The organism is Klebsiella sp. Sb-30 (assembly GCF_057652795.1).
In genome coordinates, this window is record NZ_CM172749.1 from 3,772,538 (window position 1) to 3,787,584 (window position 15,047).

Consider the following 15,047-nt stretch of genomic DNA (forward strand, 5'->3'; position numbering starts at 1 on the left):
CGATGCGTAAGCAATGGCTGGGGATTTGCATAGCAGCGGGGCTGCTGGCGGCATGTTCGGGTGAAGACGTTCAACAGAAGACGGTCAGCACTCCACAGCCGGCCGTTTGTAATGGCCCAAGCGTGGAAATCAGCGGCGCCGATCCGCATTATGAGACGCCAAATGCGACGGCGAATCAGGATTACGAGCGCGAGGGTAAAAGTTATAAAATCGTCCAGGATCCGTCTAACTTTACCCAGACCGGTCTGGCCGCCATTTATGATGCGGAGCCCAACAGCAACCTGACGGCATCCGGCGAAGCCTTCGACCCGACGCAGCTGACCGCAGCACACCCGACGCTGCCGATCCCGAGCTACGTGCGCGTGACGAACGTGGCAAATGGCCGCATGATCGTCGTGCGCATTAACGATCGCGGCCCGTACGGCACCGATCGCGTGATTTCGCTTTCTCGCGCCTCCGCCGATCGCCTGAACACCTCCAACAACACCAAAGTGCGTATCGATCCGATCATCGTCGCACCGGACGGTTCGCTTTCCGGCCCGGGCATGGCCTGTACTACCGTTGCCAAACAGACCTATGCGCTGCCTGCTCGTCCCGATCTTGACGGCGGCGCAGGTGTTTCCAGCGAACCGACGGCGCCAACCGACGTTCGCCCGATCAGCAATGCCACGCTGAAGCCGGAAGACAACGTTGGCGCTCCGGTGAACAGCAGCGGCTTCCTCGGCGCGCCGACGCCCCTGAATAGCGGCGTACTGGAAAGCAGCGAGCCTGCGGTTCAGACTGCCACCCAAAGCGCGCCGGTTACCGCCCCTGGTTCTGCGCAAGGCAGCGTCACGCCAGCAGCGCCGGCTGCGGCGGCAACCACGGCTGTCGCCGCCTCTTCGGCCAGCGCCAGCGGCGATTTTGTCGTCCAGGTCGGCGCCGTCAGCGATCGGGCCCGCGCGCAGCAATATCAGCAGCGTCTGAGCCAGCAGTTTTCCGTGCCTGGCCGCGTCGTGCAGAACGGCGCAGTGTGGCGCATTCAGCTAGGGCCATTCGCCAGTAAATCGCAGGCCAGCACGGTACAACAGCGCCTGCAAAGCGAAGCTCAGCTGCAATCATTTATTACTCACGCCAACTAAACAGGTAGGGTCGTTGTCCGTACTGTGATGCGCATGAAAAAGTCATTAACAAAGTCATGCGCAATGTCGGATGCCGGTCCACAGAGCATTTGTTATAGTAAGGCACTTTTTTTAACTCCATCACGGATGCCGTTGTTCTGACCATGAAGACCTCTTTCACCGCACGTTTACTCGTTACGGCCCTCTCCGTTGCAGCGCTCTCCTCCGCTGCCCACGCCGATGACCTGAATCTCAAAACCATGATCCCAGGCGCGCCGCAGATTGACGCCGAATCCTGGATTCTTATTGATTACAATTCGGGCAAAGTGCTGGCGGAGAATAACGCCGATTCCCGCCGCGACCCGGCGAGTCTGACCAAAATGATGACCAGCTACGTCATCGGTCAGGCCATGAAAGCGGGCAAGTTTAAAGAAACCGACCTGGTTACGGTGGGTAACGATGCGTGGGCAACCGGTAACCCGGTGTTTAAAGGCTCTTCACTGATGTTCCTGAAGCCGGGTATGCAGGTTCCGGTTTCTCAGCTGATCCGCGGCATCAACCTGCAGTCAGGTAACGATGCCTGCGTCGCCATGGCCGACTATGTTGCCGGCAGCCAGGATGCCTTCGTCAGCCTGATGAACAGCTACGTCAATGCGCTGGGCCTGAAAAACAGCCACTTCCAGACCGTTCACGGCCTCGATGCCGACGGTCAGTACAGCTCCGCGCGCGATATGGCGCTGATTGGCCAGGCGCTGATCCGCGATGTACCGAACGAATACACCATCTATAAAGAAAAAGAGTTCACCTTTAACGGCATTCGTCAGCTGAACCGTAACGGTCTGCTGTGGGATAACAGCCTGAACGTCGACGGGATTAAAACCGGGCATACCGATAAAGCGGGCTATAACCTCGTGGCCTCGGCGACCGAAGGCCAGATGCGTCTGATCTCCGCCGTCATGGGCGGCCGCACCTACAAAGGCCGCGAATCCGAAAGCAAAAAGCTGCTGACCTGGGGCTTCCGCTTCTTCGAAACCGTTAATCCGCTGAAAGCCGGGAAAGAGTTCTCTTCCGAACCAGCCTGGTTTGGCGACAGCGATCGCGCTTCGCTGGGTGTCGATAAAGACGTTTATCTGACTATCCCTCGTGGCCGCATGAAAGATCTGAAAGCCAGCTATGTGCTGAACAATACCGAACTGCACGCCCCGCTGCAGAAAAATCAGGTTGTCGGCACCATTAACTTCCAGCTGGACGGTAAAACGATCGATCAGCGCCCGCTGGTCGTCCTGCAAGAAATTCCTGAAGGCAATTTCTTCGGAAAAATGATTGATTACATCAAGTTAATGTTCCACCACTGGTTTGGTTAAAAATCGAACACTTGAAAGTGTGATTTACATCCCCATATACTAATCATCAAAGTAACCTGATAACTCCCACACTTCGTGGGAGTTATTATTTTTTGTCGTAACACCGGAGCTGACATGAAAACCAAACTTAACGAACTGCTTGAATTCCCTACTCCATTTACTTACAAAGTAATGGGGCAGGCGTTGCCTGAGCTGGTTGATCAGGTGGTGGAAGTGGTACAGCGCCATGCGCCTGGTGATTACTCTCCACAGGTAAAACCGAGCAGCAAGGGGAACTACCACTCGGTCTCTATCACCATCAACGCAACCCATATCGAGCAGGTCGAAACCCTGTACGAAGAGCTGGGCAATATCGATATCGTCCGGATGGTGCTGTAACCCATTCCCAGACCCGGTCCTGCGCCGGGTCATCTCTCCCCGCTATGCTGTGATATACTCCCCCCTCAAGTCACTTCTCTCTCTGCGGAGACGTTGTTTTGCAGCATAACAAAATCCTTATTCGTCAACTTGGCCTGCAACCTTACGAACCGGTCTCGCAGGCGATGCATGAATTTACCGATACCCGCGACGACAGCACGCTGGACGAAATCTGGCTGGTAGAGCACCCTGCGGTCTTTACTCAAGGCCAGGCGGGAAAAGCCGAACACGTGCTGGTTCCGGGGGACATTCCGGTCATTCAAAGCGATCGCGGCGGCCAGGTGACCTACCACGGGCCAGGGCAGCAGGTGATGTATGTTCTGTTGAACCTCAAGCGCCGGAAACTGGGCGTGCGCGAACTGGTTACTCTGCTGGAACAGACCGTGGTCAATACGCTGGCGGAATACGCGATTGAATCACATCCACGCGCCGATGCGCCCGGCGTCTACGTCGGCGAGCAAAAAATCTGTTCGCTGGGTTTACGTATCCGGAAAGGTTGTTCGTTTCACGGGCTTGCGCTGAATATTGCGATGGACCTGTCGCCGTTCCTGCGGATTAACCCCTGCGGCTATGCCGGGATGGAGATGACCCAAATGCGCCAGTGGCAGCCGGATATTCAACCGCAGATGGTGGCGCCACATCTGGTTGCCAACCTGCTGGCCCTGCTCGGCAACCCGCCCCACGAGATGATTGCTGCCGCTTAGCTCCCGCCCGCTCGCGCCCCTGTCTCCGGGGCGCGACATTCGCATTATCGATAGTTAAGCCATTATATTTGCAATTAAACGTCACGCACGACGCTGCCGCCGGCCGCTATACTTGCGCTATTTCCGATAACAGGAAGCGCTGAGTGGAAAATAACACGCCGTCATCAGAGTCGCCCGCACCGCAGGAACCGCACCACGACCGCCAGGTGTTGCGTATTCTACGCAATGTGGATCTGAACCTGCTGACCATTTTTGAAGCGGTGTATGTTCACAAGGGCATCGTAAATGCCGCTAAAGTGCTGAACATTACACCATCGGCGATCAGCCAGTCGCTTAACAAACTGCGTGCGGTATTCCCCGACCCACTGTTTATTCGTAAAGGCCAGGGGGTGAGGCCTACGGCCTACGCAACCCATCTTCACCAGTACATCAGCCAGGGAATGGAATCCTTCCTCAGCGCCCTTGACCTGGCCTGCGGGGCGGCTCAGCCACGCGCCCTCACCATCGCGACCTCCCCTCTCATCGGGGCGCTGGTCATCCCCACGATTGCGCACGCGCTCAAACCGCGTTTCCCCCAGATCCGGTTACACAACATCGCCATTACCGATGCCAGCAGTCAGCTTAACCAACGCCAGGTCGATTTAGTGATCGACAGCGATACCTACAGTAGCCAGACCATCGCGTATCACCTGCTGTTTGAAGAGCGGCTGGTGATGTATTGCCGCGAAGAACATCCGGCGCTGCAAAGGCCGTTAACCGAAGAGAATCTCCGCCAGTATGAGTTTGCGCTGAAGCTACCGCCGGGCCAACGCTATCCGGCAATATACCGGCAGCGGCAGGAACGCCAGGGAGAACGCCGCTGTGGCTTCAGCAGCGACAACCTGTTTGCCCAGGCTGCGCTGATCAGCCAAAGCGATATGCTCGGGCTGATACCGGAGCGAATGTTTTCTCTGCTGGCGCAAACGTGGTCGCTGGCAAGGCTCGACTACGCTCAATTACCCGAAGAGCGCATTGAGATTGCACTGCATTACAACCGGCAGAGCGCGCAGGAACCGTTGCTGAATCAGGTCATCGAGGTCGTTTGCCAGTCGTTTAAACAATAAAGCACGTGAGGATAAGCATAAAACAACAACTATTTTACAATTTGCCGAACAGGTAGGCTGCTTTCTGTCCCATATCAATGGTATACTGCCTGTCCTTAATTCAAAAATAGTTGATAAATACAACATTTCCTTGAATTGATTCGCTTTCCTTCGTGACTCGCAACTGGAACACGCACGCTATGAGTAAACCCATTGTGATGGAACGCGGTGTTAAGTACCGCGACGCCGATAAAATGGCCCTTATCCCGGTGAAAAACGTGGCAACTGAGCGTGAAGCTCTGCTCAGAAAACCGGAATGGATGAAAATCAAACTTCCGGCTGACTCGTCCCGTATCCAGGGAATCAAAGCAGCGATGCGTAAGAACGGTCTGCACTCCGTGTGCGAAGAAGCTTCTTGCCCAAACCTTGCGGAATGCTTCAACCACGGAACGGCCACCTTTATGATCCTCGGCGCGATTTGTACCCGCCGCTGCCCGTTCTGTGACGTTGCGCACGGTCGTCCGGTGACCCCGGATGCCAACGAACCGCAGAAACTCGCGCAAACTATCGCCGATATGGGCCTGCGTTACGTCGTCGTGACCTCCGTTGACCGCGACGATCTTCGCGACGGCGGCGCACAGCACTTTGCCGATTGCATCAGCGCTATTCGTGAGAAAAACCCGACGATTAAGATTGAGACCCTGGTCCCTGACTTCCGTGGCCGTATGGATCGCGCGCTGGATATCCTCACGGTGACGCCGCCGGATGTGTTTAACCACAACCTGGAAAACGTGCCGCGTCTGTATCGTCAGGTTCGCCCAGGCGCCGACTACAACTGGTCGCTGAAGCTGCTGGAGCGCTTTAAAGAAGCGCATCCGGAGATCCCGACGAAATCAGGTTTGATGGTCGGTCTCGGCGAGACCAATGAAGAGATCATCGAAGTTATGCGCGACCTGCGTCGCCATGGCGTGACTATGCTCACCCTGGGCCAGTATCTGCAGCCAAGCCGTCATCACCTGCCGGTTCAGCGCTACGTTAGCCCGGATGAGTTTGAAGAGATGAAAGCCGAAGCGATGGCGATGGGCTTCACCCATGCCGCCTGCGGTCCGTTCGTTCGTTCGTCTTATCATGCCGACTTGCAAGCCAAAGGGATGGAAGTGAAGTAAATCTCACTGCCCGCCAATCGCCGCGTGAACGCTTTCGCGCGGCGATCTGTTTTTATCCCGCCCGTCTGATGTTTCCCTGCCCGCTGGTAACAACTGGTTGCATTTTTTCCGTATTTTCGCGAGCAGGCAACAAAAAGAGGCCGCAACGCTTATCGCTGCAGCCTCTTCAACGTCCAGACTCTCGCCTGTCGGTTACGCCCTCCCGCTGTCGGGGAAAGCGCCTTTAATTACTCTTTATGAGAGAGCTTTTGTGCCGGAGCGTCTTCTTCCGCACTGGTTTTCTTCGCGCTATCGTCATCGTCGTTCATGGCTTTCTTGAAGCCTTTGATAGCGGACCCCAGGTCTCCACCCAGCGTACGTAATTTTTTGGTACCAAACACTAAAATAATCAGTGCTGCGACAACCAGCAGTTTGGTAATACTAATCTCACCCATAGCTAACCTTCTTCTCTAAAACAAGCTGCGAATACGCCATCATACACGCGAACAATTAACGGCTATTTGACGCGCGGACACAATAGCAATCTGTAACAAGGTGAATCAAGCCTTGTTTAAAAAAACATCACAATAATTGCGGTGGCGCAAAGCGGCGGTTCTTCAACACCGGCAAACGCTCGCGAATCTGACGCAGCGACGCTGTCGAAATGTCGGCAGTAATCATCTGCGGCTCGTCCCCTGCCCCCGCCATTATCGTTCCCATCGGGTCGATAATGCGGCTCTGACCAATATTACGGGTGCCGCATTCGCCTGCCGCAACGATATAGCAGGTCGTATCCAGAGCCCTGGCCGCCAGTAGCGTGGCCCAATGATACTCCTTCATCGGCCCTTTTACCCACGCGGTGGGTAAAACCAATACTTCAGCACCGTTAAGCGCCAGCGTTAACGCCAGTTCAGGAAAGCGTAAATCGTAACAGGTCATTAGGCCAACGCGTACCCCGTCGATATCAATCAGCGGCGGAATCTGTTGCCCGGCATCGACAAGTCGCGACTCCTGCATCGCAAACGCGTCATACAAATGGAGCTTCTGGTATTGGGCAATCACTTCGCCCTGGCGTATCGCCACCAGCGTATTCGTCGCTCGCCCCTCACCCGAAGGTACATGCAGCGTCAGCACCGTGGTTAAACCATAATTCCGGCTTTCATCACGCAACAGCTGCAGAAAACCGCCATCAATCTCCTGCGCCGACTTTACCGAGAGATCCGGATCGCTGTCGTCACGCGCCAGCAATGCTTCCGGTAATACCAGCAATGATACTCCCTGCCCGGCCGCCTGGTTCATCAACGCTACGCAGGTACGCGCATTGACTCGCCAGTCCGCCGTAACGGCAAATTGTCCCGCAGCAACCCGCATTCTCTTCTCCCGTCAGGTATTTCGTAGCCAATGACGCATTTTGCGCGCTACACTCAAACCCCTGTATTAACCAAATAGCAGGGAATGAGAGTGTCACAACTACTTTTAGCCGTTTTTGTTGGCGGCGGTACCGGCAGCGTATTGCGCTGGTGGCTTGGTATGAAGTTCAATCCAATGCATCACGCTATTCCCATCGGCACACTCGCGGCAAACTTGCTGGGCGCATTTATCATTGGTGCCGGGCTGGCATGGTTTAATCGCCTGACAAACATTGACCCAATGTGGAAATTGCTGATCACTACCGGATTTTGCGGCGGGCTGACGACGTTCTCAACCTTCTCATCGGAGGTCGTTTTCCTGCTGCAACAGGGCCGTTTCAGCTGGGCGCTGCTGAACATTCTGGTCAATCTGTTAGGTTCATTCGCCATGACGGCAACGGCATTCTGGCTCTTTTCCCACGCTGCCAGCCGCTAACGGCAGGCAAAAAAAAACCCGCGTTGAGCGGGTTTTTATATTCTACTGACGCAATGCTTAGATAGCGTTTACGTTTGCAGCAGAAGGGCCTTTGGCACCGTTAGTGATTTCGAACTCTACGCGCTGACCTTCAGCCAGAGTTTTGAAACCGTTGGACTGGATTGCAGAGAAATGTACGAATACATCTTTGCTGCCATCTTCCGGAGTAATGAAACCGAATCCTTTGGATTCATTAAACCACTTAACGTTACCTTTAATCTTAGACATCAAAATTACCTTTATATGAAAAAACGACACTGATACTGTGTCGGACACCAGTACATCAATTGTGATGCCTTTTGTCCAGTCCAACTTTGTTAAAAAGTGACAAATATCGCTATCTTTTTTAGGAGGTCACGCCTTAGTTGTTGTTTTTTCACAGGACAAACGACTTAGCTCTTTTATTGCTAAGTTATGCCAGTTCTAAAACTGGAAACGGGCCCAGGCAAAGTAGACGTTACCGTTATTGTAGGTCCCGGGGATATAGGTCATCTGGAAAGTTGCCGGTCCATAACCAATGGATGCCAGTGGCAAAATGACCGGAATGGGAATGTAATTCCAGTTATCCCGCGCCGTCACGCCCAGCGTGTACCCCAGACCAAGATGAAAGTTGTCATCTGCTAACGGACGCCAGGTTTTCTCCCAGCCATAGCCGCCAATCGGTTCCCATTTGTTAAAAGAGTCCTTAAAAGCCATCAGATACAGGCCGTGCCAGTTGCCTTTATCATCCCAGCGCGAAACCCCGAATCCTGCTCCCCACGGACGCTCGTTATATTCATCGGTCTTTTCTTTGTCATAGGCAAAGCGGGCATGCCAGGTAATCGCGGGAACATACAGATCGTAGTGTTCAGGTTCCTGCCAGGTTTGCACGACGTTATCACTTAAGGTGTTATACCCATCGCGAATCGTCGACGTAAACGACGCGTTAGCCGCGCCACAAGAGAGCATTACCCCTAAAAAACCAAGAAAAAACAATACGAACTGACGTTGTCTCAACACTTATCTCTTACCAATATCGATTTTAAAGCGCAATAATTTAACAAGTATAATCTTAATATTACCTTAACGAAATTAGGTAAGTTTCTGATTTATGATCGGAAAAACAGCCCCCTTTTCACCTCGTCGTTTTGTGATAGCGGCCGCCCCTCCACTGATGATTGCAGGGTTCTCATCAGTTTATTGATTTGCATCAGCATGTTTCGCCCATTAATTAGGCACATTCGCTCACTTAATTTTATCTTCACTTTATTTATTAGCAGATTCTTTGGGTAAAAGGCTTAGGGGTAAAAGATGCTTACGCTAGTTGAGATCCTGATTGGGATTGTGGTCATTGTGGGTGTTGCCCGCTATATTATAAAAGGGTATTCCGCCACCGGCGTGCTGTTCGTCGGCGGTTTGACGTTACTCATCGTCAGCGCGTTGATGGGGCACAAAATTTTACCCGGCGATACAAAAAGCACGGGGTACTCCGCGACCGATATTATCGAATACGTTAAAATTCTCCTGATGAGCCGCGGCGGCGATTTGGGCATGATGATCATGATGCTCTGCGGATTCGCCACCTATATGACCCATATTGGCGCCAACGATATGGTGGTAAAGCTGGCTTCAAAGCCACTGCGCTATATTAACTCTCCCTATCTGCTGATGATCGCCGCCTATTTTGTCGCCTGTCTGATGTCGCTGGCCGTCTCTTCGGCAACCGGTCTGGGCGTTCTGCTGATGGCCACGCTGTTCCCGGTGATGGTGAACGTCGGTATCAGTCGCGGCGCCGCGGCGGCCATTTGCGCCTCGCCGGCCGCCATTATCCTCTCTCCGACCTCCGGCGACGTGGTGCTGGCCGCCAAAGCCGCAGAAATGCCGCTCATCGACTTCGCGTTTAAAACCACGCTGCCAATCTCCATCGTCGCAATTATCAGCATGGCCATTGCCCACTACTTCTGGCAGCGCTATCTGGATAAAAAAGAGAATGTCGTTCACGAAATGCTTGATGTGAATGAGATCACCACAACCGCTCCCTCCTTTTACGCCCTTCTGCCCTTTACGCCGATTATCGGCGTCCTGATTTTCGACGGGAAATGGGGCCCGGAGCTGCATATTATTGCTATCCTCGTGCTCTGCATGCTGCTGGCGGCCGTGCTGGAGTTTGTTCGCGGCTTTAATACGAAAAATGTTTTCGCCGGACTGGAAGTCGCCTACCGCGGCATGGCCGATGCCTTCGCCGGCGTCGTCATGCTGTTAGTGGCCGCCGGCGTCTTTGCTCAGGGCCTGAGCACCATTGGCTTTATCAATAGCCTGATCTCAATCGCCACATCATTTGGCTCGGCGAGCATTATTTTAATGCTGGTGCTGGTGATTCTGACCATGCTGGCGGCAATGACCACCGGTTCTGGTAACGCGCCGTTTTACGCCTTCGTAGAGATGATCCCGAAATTAGCCCACTCTTCAGGCATCAACCCGGCCTACCTGTCCATTCCTATGCTACAGGCTTCAAACCTGGGTCGGACTATTTCGCCGGTCTCAGGCGTGGTGGTCGCCGTTGCCGGGATGGCCAAAATCTCCCCCTTTGAAGTGGTGAAACGGACCTCTGTTCCGGTTATCGTCGGTCTGCTGGTGGTGATTATCGCCACCGAAGTTCTGGTACCCGGTAGCGCGCTTTAATAAACGCGAAAAGGCGCCAGCTGGCGCCTTTTTTATGCTTTAATCATTTCCTGTAAATCATTGTCACCCACTATCAGGATTAAAAATGTTCAGGAAGGATTTCGTCGCCATTGCCCTTTTGTTGACGGCAACCCAGGCCGGCGCTGAACCACTCACCGCAACGCAATATGGCGATTTCGACCGTTATGTACTGGCTTTGTCATGGCAAACGGGGTTCTGCCAGAGCATGCATGACAGAAACCGGAGTGAGCCGGAAGAGTGTCGCTTGCAGCAGGAATTACCGAATAAAGCGGATTTCCTGACGGTACATGGCCTCTGGCCTGGCCTGCCAAAATCCATTGCTGCCCGGGGCGTCGACGATCGGCGCTGGATGCGTTTTGGCTGTGCCACCCGCCCTGTCCCCAACATGCCTGAAGTGAAAGCCGGGCGTAAATGCCAGGCCGCTGAAACCGGGCTGTCGCTCGAGATGGCGAATAAACTCAATAGCGTGATGCCGGGAGCCGGCGGCAATTCATGTCTCGAGCGTTATGAGTATGCGAAACACGGCGTCTGTTTTGGCTTCGATCCCGATAGCTACTTTGGCACGATGGTACGTCTTGATAGTGAAGTGAAGCAGAGCCCGCTGGGCCTCTTTCTGGCGAAGCACTACGGGCAGAGCGTCAGCCGCGATGAGTTCGATGCCGCGGTCGCGCAGGCATATGGTAAGCAGAGCGTGAAAGCATTTAAGCTGACCTGTAACGGCAATCCGGCTTATTTAACCGAAATGCAAATCGCCATCAAAGCGGAGGCCATCAATCAGCCGCTTTCAGCCAATAGCCTCTTGCCCCAGCCTCATCCGGGGAATTGCGGCAAACAATTTGTGATTGATAAAGCCGGCAACTGATGATTCGGCGGCGTAAGCCGCCGGTAGATTACGCGCGAATAAAATCGAGCAGATCCTGGTTAATCTGGTGTTTATGGGTCGTACAGATCCCGTGAGACCCGCCCTGGTAGATCTTTAATTCGCCGTCAGGCAGCAGCTGCGCCGCCACTTTCCCGCAGGTTTCAAACGGGACAATCTGGTCATCATCACCATGAATCACCAGCGTCGGGATCGTCATCTTACGCAGGTCTTCACGGAGGTCGGTTTCAGAAAACGCTTCAATACAGTCATAAAGCGCTTTGATTGACCCCTGCAACCCCTGCTCGACAAACCCTTCACGTACCGCTTTTGACTCTTTGGCCCCGTCCCGATTGTAGCCGTAGAATGCTGCCGTCAGCTCATAGAAGAACGCTCCGCGATCCTCAATAACCCCCTCCCTGATGCTGTCGAAGACCGCCCTGGGAACGCCGTTCGGGTTAAAGTCCGTCTGAATCATAATCGGCGTCACGGCGCCAATCAGCACCGCTTTCGCCACACGGTCAGTTCCGTGCCGGCCGATATAACGCGCGACTTCCCCGCCGCCGGTTGAGTGTCCGACATGAACGGCATCACGTAAGTTCAGATGGGCCGTGAGCTGAGCCAGATCGTCGGCATACTGATCCATATTGTGGCCATCCCAGGGCTGCGCCGAGCGACCATGCCCCCGGCGATCGTGAGCAATCACGCGGAATCCATGCGATCCGAGAAACAACATTTGATCTTCAAAAGCATCAGCCGTCAACGGCCAGCCGTGGCTGAATACCACCGGTTGCCCGCTACCCCAGTCTTTAAAATACAGATAACTACCGTCGTTAAGAGTAAGTTTGTCAAAACCGCTCATTTAAGTCTCCTGTATTGGAAGGGTACTACCTGATACAGCTTAAAAAGGATAAGACAGATTTTTCGGTTGTGACGGCATTATCATAAATTTCATATGTCCCTTTCGGCGATCATCACTTAATGTGCGTTTAATCACTTCAAACCGCCGACAAGTCTCAGTATGATGGGACGACATTAACCCTTGCCTTTTCGGTGAGGGTTTTCTTTTACGGACAGGTTCCTGGATAACACGGAGTATGCGATGACCAGACCCGCAATCATCATTAATGAGCTCGATGCAGAACGCATCGACAGGCTGCTCGAACAGCCGGCTTTCGCTAATTCCCCGGTGGCAGATGCGCTGAACGACGAACTGGATCGTGCACAAATGCTGGCGCCCGAAGCGATGCCGCATGATGTTGTCAGCATGAACAGTAAAGTCAGATTTCGCGATTTGAGCAGCGGTGAAGAACGCGTGCGGACACTGGTGTTTCCCTCGCAGGTAACGGACAGCGCCACCCAGCTTTCCGTGCTCGCTCCCGTTGGCGCCGCGCTGCTCGGTCTGAAAGTCGGCAGTGCGATCCACTGGGAATTACCGGGCGGGGCATCGGCTCATCTCGAAGTCCTGGAGCTACTTTACCAGCCGGAAGCTGCAGGTGAGTTTCATCGTTAATTCTCCCGCTGCCTGAGGCGTTTCACGCTTTATTCAGAGGATGTCTTCGCATCCTCTTTCTGCCCTCTTCCCTCTCTCATTTGTTCTGACAAAATTTTACCTCTCTCTTCGTCTGAGCTGACAGTTTTGCGAGCTGAATGACACTATATTTTCCTATAATGTGTTGATATAGAAACAGTCGAACAAGGAGGAATGCATATGTATAAAACTATCATTATGCCCGTTGATGTTTTTGAGATGGAGTTGAGCGACAAGGCCGTCCGCCACGCGGAGTTTTTGGCCCAGCAGGATGGGATTATTCACCTGCTCCACGTCTTACCCGGATCGTCCAGCTTCACGATGAGCCGCTTTACCGCCGATCTGCGTCGTTTTGAAGAGCATCTACAGCACGAAGCGGAAACGCGCCTGAAAACAATGGCAGGTCATTTCAGCATCGACCCTTCGCGGATTAAAATGCACGTCCGCTTTGGTAATGTGCGGGACATGGTCAATGAACTGGCGAACGAAATTAAAGCCGATGTGGTGGTGATTGGTTCGCGCAACCCTTCTATCAGCACCCACTTGCTTGGCTCTAATGCCTCAAGCGTCATCCGCCATGCCCATATTCCGGTAATGGTCGTTCGGTAACCTCGAAGGCTAAAAAAAGAGGCTACCCTGGGGTAGCCTCTTTTATATGCAGGTGTGGTCTTACTTTATTATGCGCTTTTGGTACGAATCAGATAATCGAACGAACTCAGGGAAGCTTTCGCGCCCTCGCCCGCGGCGATAATAATCTGTTTGTACGGTACGGTTGTGCAGTCGCCGGCGGCAAACACGCCCTTGACGTTAGTTTCACATTTCGCGTCGATGATAATCTCGCCCATCCGGTTACGCTCGATGGTGCCTTCCAGCCAGTTGGTGTTCGGCAGCAGCCCAATCTGCACGAAAATCCCCGCCAGCTCGATATGGTGTTCATCACCGCTGACCCGGTCACGATACTGCAGGCCGGTCACTTTGCTGCCATCGCCCGTCACTTCAGTGGTCTGCGCATTGAGAATGATATCGACGTTTTTCAGGCTGCGGACTTTATCCTGCAGGACCTGGTCGGCTTTCATTTCCGGCGCGAACTCCAGCAGAGTCACGTGTTCTACCAGACCTGCCAGATCGATGGCCGCCTCAACGCCGGAGTTACCGCCGCCGATGACCGCCACGCGTTTACCTTTAAACAGCGGGCCGTCGCAGTGCGGGCAATAGGTCACCCCTTTAGTGCGATACTGATCCTCACCCGGCACGTTCATGTTGCGCCATTTTGCCCCGGTGGCAATGATCACGCTGCGCGCTTTCAGCACCGCGCCGGAGGCCGTTTCAATTTGGTGCAGGCCGCCTTCTACCGAAGCCGGAATCAGTTTCGATGCGCTCTGAGAGTCGATCACATCCACCGCATAGTCGCTGACGTGCGCTTTTAACGCCCCGGCCAGTTTCTGCCCTTCGGTTTTCGGTACAGAGATGTAGTTTTCGATATCCACGGTATCCAGCACCTGACCACCGAAACGTTCACCCATCAGACCGGTACGAATACCTTTACGCGCAGAATAGACCGCCGCCGCGGCACCAGACGGGCCGGAACCAACAATCAGCACATCATAAGCATCGCGCTTATTCAGCTCTTCCGCCGCCCGTTTTTCGGCGCCGGTATCAACTTTAGCGACAATTTCCGCCAGCGTCATACGACCCTGACCGAACTCCTGGCCATTCATAAAGACAGCCGGAACGCCCATCACGTTGCGATCGGTAATCTCATTCTGGAAAGTCCCACCGTCAATCGCCGTATGTTTAATACGCGGATTCAGTACCGCCATCAGGTTCAGCGCCTGCACGACATCCGGGCAGTTATGACAAGAAAGCGAATAATAGGTTTCAAACTCAAAATCACCGTCCAGATCGCGGATCTGCTCGAGCAGTGACTGGGTCTCTTTGGAAGGATGGCCGCCGGTCCACAGCAGCGCCAGCACCAAAGAGGTAAATTCATGTCCCAGCGGAGAACCGGCAAAACGCGGCCCCAGGAGGGATCCGGGATTGGCAATCAGGAAAGAAGGCTTGCGGACAGGCAAGCTGTTATCTTCTCTGAAGGTCACTTTTTCCGACAGTTCGGCGATTTCAGCCAGCAGTTCCTTGATTTCTGCCGATTTTGCGCTGTCATCCAGCGTGGCAACCAGCTCAACAGGTTTGGTCAGTTTCTCAAGGTAGGCCTTGAGCTGGGTTTTCATGTTGGTGTCGAGCATTTTTAATCTCCTGCTTAAAAAACATCATCATGCAAG

At 53.7% G+C, this 15,047-nt stretch carries 17 protein-coding genes; 11 read left to right on the forward strand and 6 right to left on the reverse strand.

Features of this window, described 5'->3' with window-relative positions; all coding sequences use genetic code 11:
* Positions 1-2 precede the first annotated feature (2 nt).
* The 6 genes from rlpA to lipA all read left to right on the forward strand — a co-directional run bounded on the left by rlpA (position 3) and on the right by lipA (position 5,833).
* Positions 3-1,121 (forward strand): endolytic peptidoglycan transglycosylase RlpA, encoded by a 1,119-nt coding sequence (gene rlpA / locus AC236I_RS17670; protein WP_165458496.1) that lies wholly within the window; start codon positions 3-5, stop codon positions 1,119-1,121.
* Positions 1,122-1,264: 143 nt separating this feature from the next.
* A complete protein-coding gene (gene dacA, locus AC236I_RS17675) occupies positions 1,265-2,464 on the forward strand; it encodes a D-alanyl-D-alanine carboxypeptidase DacA (protein ID WP_015584896.1) in 1,200 nt (399 codons plus the stop codon).
* Positions 2,465-2,578: 114 nt separating this feature from the next.
* Positions 2,579-2,842, forward strand: a complete 264-nt coding sequence (gene ybeD / locus AC236I_RS17680; RefSeq protein ID WP_004859527.1) for a DUF493 family protein YbeD — start codon at positions 2,579-2,581, stop codon at positions 2,840-2,842.
* 98 nt (positions 2,843-2,940) lie between these two features.
* Entirely contained in the window at positions 2,941-3,585 is a 645-nt protein-coding gene (lipB, locus tag AC236I_RS17685) for a lipoyl(octanoyl) transferase LipB (protein WP_015584897.1), read from the forward strand.
* A 143-nt stretch (positions 3,586-3,728) separates the two neighbouring features.
* Positions 3,729-4,688, forward strand: coding sequence for a YbeF family transcriptional regulator (locus tag AC236I_RS17690; RefSeq protein WP_487608563.1), 960 nt, complete (start codon positions 3,729-3,731; stop codon positions 4,686-4,688).
* Positions 4,689-4,867: 179 nt separating this feature from the next.
* Positions 4,868-5,833 carry a lipoyl synthase gene (gene lipA / locus AC236I_RS17695; protein WP_004859521.1) on the forward strand — a complete coding sequence of 322 codons (966 nt, stop codon included), beginning with the start codon at positions 4,868-4,870 and terminating at the stop codon, positions 5,831-5,833.
* A 227-nt stretch (positions 5,834-6,060) separates the two neighbouring features.
* Here lipA and tatE read toward each other — a convergent pair whose 3' ends face one another.
* Entirely contained in the window at positions 6,061-6,267 is a 207-nt protein-coding gene (gene tatE, locus AC236I_RS17700) for a twin-arginine translocase subunit TatE (protein WP_004859519.1), read from the reverse strand.
* A gap of 127 nt (positions 6,268-6,394) precedes the next feature.
* Positions 6,395-7,183 (reverse strand): deaminated glutathione amidase, encoded by a 789-nt coding sequence (locus AC236I_RS17705; protein ID WP_015584898.1) that lies wholly within the window; start codon positions 7,181-7,183, stop codon positions 6,395-6,397.
* Positions 7,184-7,273: 90 nt separating this feature from the next.
* On the opposite strand from AC236I_RS17705, the gene crcB reads away from it, so the two are divergent.
* Positions 7,274-7,657, forward strand: coding sequence for a fluoride efflux transporter CrcB (gene crcB / locus AC236I_RS17710; protein WP_004859513.1), 384 nt, complete (start codon positions 7,274-7,276; stop codon positions 7,655-7,657).
* Between the two features lie 57 nt (positions 7,658-7,714).
* Here the strand turns inward: crcB and cspE are convergent, their stop codons facing one another.
* Positions 7,715-7,924, reverse strand: a complete 210-nt coding sequence (gene cspE, locus AC236I_RS17715) for a transcription antiterminator/RNA stability regulator CspE (protein ID WP_004859511.1) — start codon at positions 7,922-7,924, stop codon at positions 7,715-7,717.
* A 195-nt stretch (positions 7,925-8,119) separates the two neighbouring features.
* Positions 8,120-8,695, reverse strand: coding sequence for a lipid IV(A) palmitoyltransferase PagP (gene pagP / locus AC236I_RS17720; protein WP_032716882.1), 576 nt, complete (start codon positions 8,693-8,695; stop codon positions 8,120-8,122).
* Between the two features lie 291 nt (positions 8,696-8,986).
* Here pagP and dcuC point away from each other — a divergent pair, with 291 nt between their 5' ends.
* Both dcuC and rna read left to right on the forward strand, forming a co-directional pair.
* Positions 8,987-10,357: an anaerobic C4-dicarboxylate transporter DcuC gene (gene dcuC / locus AC236I_RS17725; RefSeq protein ID WP_004859503.1), complete on the forward strand. Its 1,371-nt coding sequence runs from the start codon at positions 8,987-8,989 to the stop codon at positions 10,355-10,357.
* 85 nt (positions 10,358-10,442) lie between these two features.
* Positions 10,443-11,240, forward strand: a complete 798-nt coding sequence (rna, locus tag AC236I_RS17730; protein WP_015584900.1) for a ribonuclease I — start codon at positions 10,443-10,445, stop codon at positions 11,238-11,240.
* Between the two features lie 28 nt (positions 11,241-11,268).
* Here the strand turns inward: rna and AC236I_RS17735 are convergent, their stop codons facing one another.
* Complete coding sequence (locus AC236I_RS17735) at positions 11,269-12,099, reverse strand: alpha/beta fold hydrolase (RefSeq protein WP_015584901.1); 831 nt, start codon at positions 12,097-12,099, stop codon at positions 11,269-11,271.
* 240 nt (positions 12,100-12,339) lie between these two features.
* Between AC236I_RS17735 and rnk the strand changes: the two genes are divergently transcribed.
* On the forward strand, positions 12,340-12,750 hold the full coding sequence (gene rnk / locus AC236I_RS17740; protein ID WP_004859496.1) for a nucleoside diphosphate kinase regulator: 411 nt from the start codon (positions 12,340-12,342) through the stop codon (positions 12,748-12,750).
* Between the two features lie 198 nt (positions 12,751-12,948).
* Positions 12,949-13,377: a universal stress protein UspG gene (gene uspG, locus AC236I_RS17745; RefSeq protein WP_004859493.1), complete on the forward strand. Its 429-nt coding sequence runs from the start codon at positions 12,949-12,951 to the stop codon at positions 13,375-13,377.
* A gap of 68 nt (positions 13,378-13,445) precedes the next feature.
* Here uspG and ahpF read toward each other — a convergent pair whose 3' ends face one another.
* Positions 13,446-15,011 carry an alkyl hydroperoxide reductase subunit F gene (ahpF, locus tag AC236I_RS17750; RefSeq protein ID WP_487608564.1) on the reverse strand — a complete coding sequence of 522 codons (1,566 nt, stop codon included), beginning with the start codon at positions 15,009-15,011 and terminating at the stop codon, positions 13,446-13,448.
* Positions 15,012-15,047: the final 36 nt, after the last annotated feature.